The sequence below is a fragment of the Corallococcus sp. CA049B genome, from assembly GCF_003611685.1.
Lineage (GTDB): Bacteria > Myxococcota > Myxococcia > Myxococcales > Myxococcaceae > Corallococcus > Corallococcus coralloides.
Genome location: NZ_RAWC01000379.1, coordinates 1 through 3,977 on the forward strand (window position 1 = coordinate 1; position 3,977 = coordinate 3,977).

General features: G+C 70.1%; 4 protein-coding genes. 3 read left to right on the forward strand and 1 reads right to left on the reverse strand.

The window, feature by feature from the left end; all coding sequences use genetic code 11:
* On the reverse strand, nucleotides 1-912 hold a 912-nt coding region (locus D7W82_RS38710; protein ID WP_120623052.1), incomplete at its 3' end, for a hypothetical protein.
* A 71-nt stretch (nucleotides 913-983) separates the two neighbouring features.
* Between D7W82_RS38710 and truD the strand changes: the two genes are divergently transcribed.
* From truD to D7W82_RS38725, 3 genes are all read left to right on the forward strand, one after another.
* Nucleotides 984-2,624, forward strand: a complete 1,641-nt coding sequence (gene truD, locus D7W82_RS38715; protein ID WP_120623050.1) for a tRNA pseudouridine(13) synthase TruD — start codon at nucleotides 984-986, stop codon at nucleotides 2,622-2,624.
* Between the two features lie 90 nt (nucleotides 2,625-2,714).
* Nucleotides 2,715-3,293: an RNA polymerase sigma factor gene (locus D7W82_RS38720; RefSeq protein ID WP_370451149.1), complete on the forward strand. Its 579-nt coding sequence runs from the start codon at nucleotides 2,715-2,717 to the stop codon at nucleotides 3,291-3,293.
* A complete protein-coding gene (locus tag D7W82_RS38725; RefSeq protein WP_120623051.1) occupies nucleotides 3,290-3,796 on the forward strand; it encodes a hypothetical protein in 507 nt (168 codons plus the stop codon). The genes D7W82_RS38720 and D7W82_RS38725 overlap by 4 nt, the downstream gene beginning before the upstream one ends.
* Nucleotides 3,797-3,977 lie beyond the last annotated feature (181 nt).

Genomic DNA, 3,977 nt, shown 5'->3' on the forward strand with positions numbered 1-3,977 from the left:
CCCCGGGGTGGCGGGGTTCGCGGAGGCGGCCGGGCGGCGCTCGGGGGCCCGGAAGCCCAGGCCCACGGACGGCAGGAAGGTCATCCCGCCCAGGTCCCGCTTCTGCCCGAAGACATGGGGGTTGCAGAAGACGTAGCCCCCGGTGAGCTCCGCGTAGAAGTGCACGTACTTGTAGCCCACCGCGAAGCCCACCGTGGAGCCCACGAAGTGGCTGTTCACCGTGGACGGGAGGCTCGCGTCGAAGCCCGTCACCGGCTTGCCCTGCTGGGAGAAGTCCACCAGCTGGGCGTCCAGCCGGGTGTGGCTGAAGACGTACTTGGGGGCGCCGTAGAGCTTGAACACGTCGCCGTACTCCGCGCTCAGGTACAGCGGCACCTCCACGTCGGTCCGGCTGAAGTCCCCCAACTGGACGACCTCCAGGACGTCCATCACCGCCCCGGAGAACAGGTACTTGGACACCCCCAGCCCCAGCGCCAGGTCATAGGAGCGGCGCGGCCCCTGCCCGCCGTGGGCCAGGCGCACCTTGCCGTCGAAGCGCAGCGCGTTGCCGTTGTAGCGCCCGCCCACGTCGAACCCGTCCAGGAGCCCCACCCGCACCATCAGCTCCGGGTTCACCCCCGGCGGGGCCACCGCCAGGGCCAGGCCCGCCGTCAAGAGGCGCTGCTGGTCCTCCTCCGTGAGGGTGTAGGGCCGGTCCTCCTCGATGGCCCGCTTCGCCTCGAGCCCCTGGTCGATGCCCACGTCCACCACCGACGCCAGCGTCCCCACCGGGACGAACACGCCCATGCTGCCCGTCACCTGCACCTGCCCGGGCGAGAGCGTCTTCGCCGTCTGCATGGTGGACAGCGGGGTCGCGCACCCCACGGCGAGGCCGGCGAGCCCCAAAAGGATCAGGGCGGGAAGGTTTCTCATGGGGTTGCAGGTTAAGCCCATTTCCGGCGCGAACGCTTCATTCCGCGCGTCCGCGTGGTAAGGGGGCTGTCGTGCGAATCAAGCAAAAACCCGAGGACTTCTCCGTGAAGGAGTCCTACCGCTTCGACGAGGTCGAAAGCGGCAAGCATCGCGTCTACCTGATGGACAAGCAGAAGCTGTCCACCTTTGACGCGGTGAACCGTATCCGTGACGCGTTCGGCCTGAAGCCCGGCGCCATCAGCTACTGCGGCCTGAAGGACAAGCAGGGCCGCACCGAGCAGATCATCGCCGTGGATGGCGCGGACGTGGACATGCAGGAGCCCGACCTGCGCCTGAAGTTCCTGGGCCGGACGGACAAGCCGCTGTCCGCGAGGAACATCACCTCCAACCGCTTCTCCGTCACCGTGCGTGCCCTCACGCGCGACTCGCTGGCGCCGCTGAACCTGGCCGCCGCGGAGGTGAACCGGCTGGGCGTGGTGAACTACTTCGACAGCCAGCGCTTCGGCGCGCTCAAGCACGGCCAGGGCTTCATCGCCAAGGACCTCATCCGGGGCGACTTCGAGGCCGCGCTGCACAACTACTTCGCCCGCCCCTCGGACCTGGACCGCACCGAGGACGCCAAGGTGAAGGGCTTCTGGCGCGACAACTGGGGCAAGTGGGACGCGCGCGTGCCCTTCGAGGGCGCGAAGAAGTACCACCGCATCCTGCGCTCCCTGCGTGAGCACCCGGGCGACTGGCTCCGCGCGTTCCTGCAGATCGACTCGGACTACCGGGCGATGATCCTCTTCGAGTACCAGAGCTTCCTCTGGAACGAGGGCGTCCGGCGCTACCTCCAGCTGATGCTGCCGCGCGAGGCCATGTTCCCCATGCGCTACCAGGCCGGCACGCTCCTGCACTTCCGGGACGCGACCCCGGACGTGCTGCACATCCTGCGCGAGAAGACCTTCCCGCTCGTGGGGCCGGACTCCACCTTCGAGGACCCGAAGGTCGCGGAGGCCATGACCTGGGTGCTGGGCAAGGAGAAGCTCAAGCTCCCCGACCTGCGCATCAAGGGCGCGGAGCGGATGCTCTACTTCAAGGAGGAGCAGCGCCCGCTGGTGATGTTCCCGCACAAGCTCGTCGTGGGCCGCACGCAGAACGACGACGTGAACCGCGGCGACATCAAGGTCAACGTGGCCTTCACGCTGCCCCCGGGCGCGTACGCCACGCTGGTCATCAAGCGCCTGTTCCACTTCGAGTACACGGAGGACTCGAAGGAGGACATCCGCACCTCGCAGCGCCCGCGGCTCGTCACCAGCGAGCGCGAGGAGGAGCGGGTGGCGGAGGCCCGGAGCGCCGCGCGCTCCTCGGAAGGACCGTCACGCCACCGCACCCTGGCGGACCGGGCCACCCCCCGCACCGCCCGTCCGGCCTCGTCCGAGCGCCCCGCCCGTCCGGGCACCTCCCGTCGCGACGACCGGGCCGCGCCGCCCGCGAAGGACGCCCGTCCGCCTGGCCGCATTGGCCGGCCGGCCCGCGCGCCCCGCGAGGCACTGCCGGACCTGGATGAGGTCAGGGCCGCCCCCTCGCCTGCTCCCGAGCCTGAGATTCCGCTGGGCTTCCGGGCGAAGCAGAAGCAGCGCAAGCAGGTGAAGGCCGAAAGCCGGGCGGAAAAGGCCGAAAAGCAGCGCCTGGCCGCCGCCAAGTCCGCGAAAAAACAGAAGCGGAAGTGATGTTCGAGGGCAGCGCAATGGCCCTGGGCCGCGCCCGTAATCCAGGGCGTGAACGCTCTTGCCCTCGACTCGCTCCCCATGGCCATCGGAATGCTGATGGCTGAGGACGCCGCCCCGCTCCCCTGGAAGGCGGACGTGCAGGCCGCCCGCAAGGGGGACCCGTCCGCTTTCGAAGCGCTCGTCCGCAGCGTGCAGCGCCCGGTGTACGGCCTGGCGCTGCGCCTCTTGCAGAGCGAGGCGGAGGCCGCGGAGGTCGCGCAGGAGGCGCTCCTGCGCGCGTACCAGAACCTCCACCGCTACGACGACGCGCGCCCGTTCGACCTCTGGGTGCTCGCCATCACGCGCAACCTCTGCCTGGACCTGCTCCGCCGCCGCACCAAGGTGCGCACGGAGGAGCTGGAGCCCATGAAGGAGGTGCTCCCCAGCAACGAGGCGTCCCAGGAGGACGGGGCCATCGCGCGCGAGGAGCGGCAGTCACTGGAGGCCGCCATGGAGACGCTCTCCGTGGACGACCGTGAAGTGCTGGCCCTCTATTACGTCCAGAAGCGCACCACGAAGGAGATCGCGCAGATCATGGGCTGCGCGCCCGGGACCATCATGGCCCGCCTGTTCCGAGCCCGTGAGAAGCTTCGCAAGAAGATGGCGCCCGCCGAGGAGGAGACGCGATGAGCCCCACCCCCTGCCCCGACCTGGAGGTCCTCTTCGCGGAGCTGGAGGCCGGTGAGGGCCCCGCCCTGGATCACGCCGCGGAGTGCGAGGCGTGCGCCGCCCTGATGGAGGACCACCGCCTGCTGGAGAACGACTTGTTCCGGCTGGCGGATCCGCTGCCGCCCCCGTCGCTGGTCGTGAACGTGATGGCCCGTGTCGCGGAGAGCCCCGTGCCCCAGCGCCGCGAGGTGTGGACGGGCCTCTGCATCCTGCTCACGTCCCTGGGCGTGGGTCTGGGCTTCCTGTTCAGCAGCGACAGGGCGCTCGGCCGCATGGGCACCGCGTTCGCGTCCAGCGTGCGTGACAGCCGTGCGTTCGTGGAAGGCCTGCTCAGCGGTGCGCACGCCCTGTGGAGCACCGCGGGGCTGGCGGTGGCCTGCATCGTCGCGTTGGTCGTGTTCACGTCGCTGTTCGGCCTGAAGCGCCTGGCCGGATCCCCTCCCCCGTCCCTCTCCGAAGCCTGAGCGTGACCATGAAGATCCTCCCCCGCCTGTTGCTTCCGACCCTCCTCCTCGGCGCCCCCGTGGCGCTCGCGGAAGGCGCCCCGGCCCCCGCCGCTGCCGCCACCGCGCCGGCCCGCACCATCGACGTGAGCTTCCGCGGCTCGCTGCGGGACGCGCTCAAGACCCTCGCGGAGAAGGGCGG

Excerpts from the sequence above, each read along its gene's own strand:
- D7W82_RS38720 (WP_370451149.1), top strand. The coding sequence starts at position 2,715 with ATGCTGATGGCTGAGGACGCCGCCCCGCTCCCCTGGAAGGCGGACGTG.
- D7W82_RS38725 (WP_120623051.1), top strand. The coding sequence starts at position 3,290 with ATGAGCCCCACCCCCTGCCCCGACCTGGAGGTCCTCTTCGCGGAGCTG.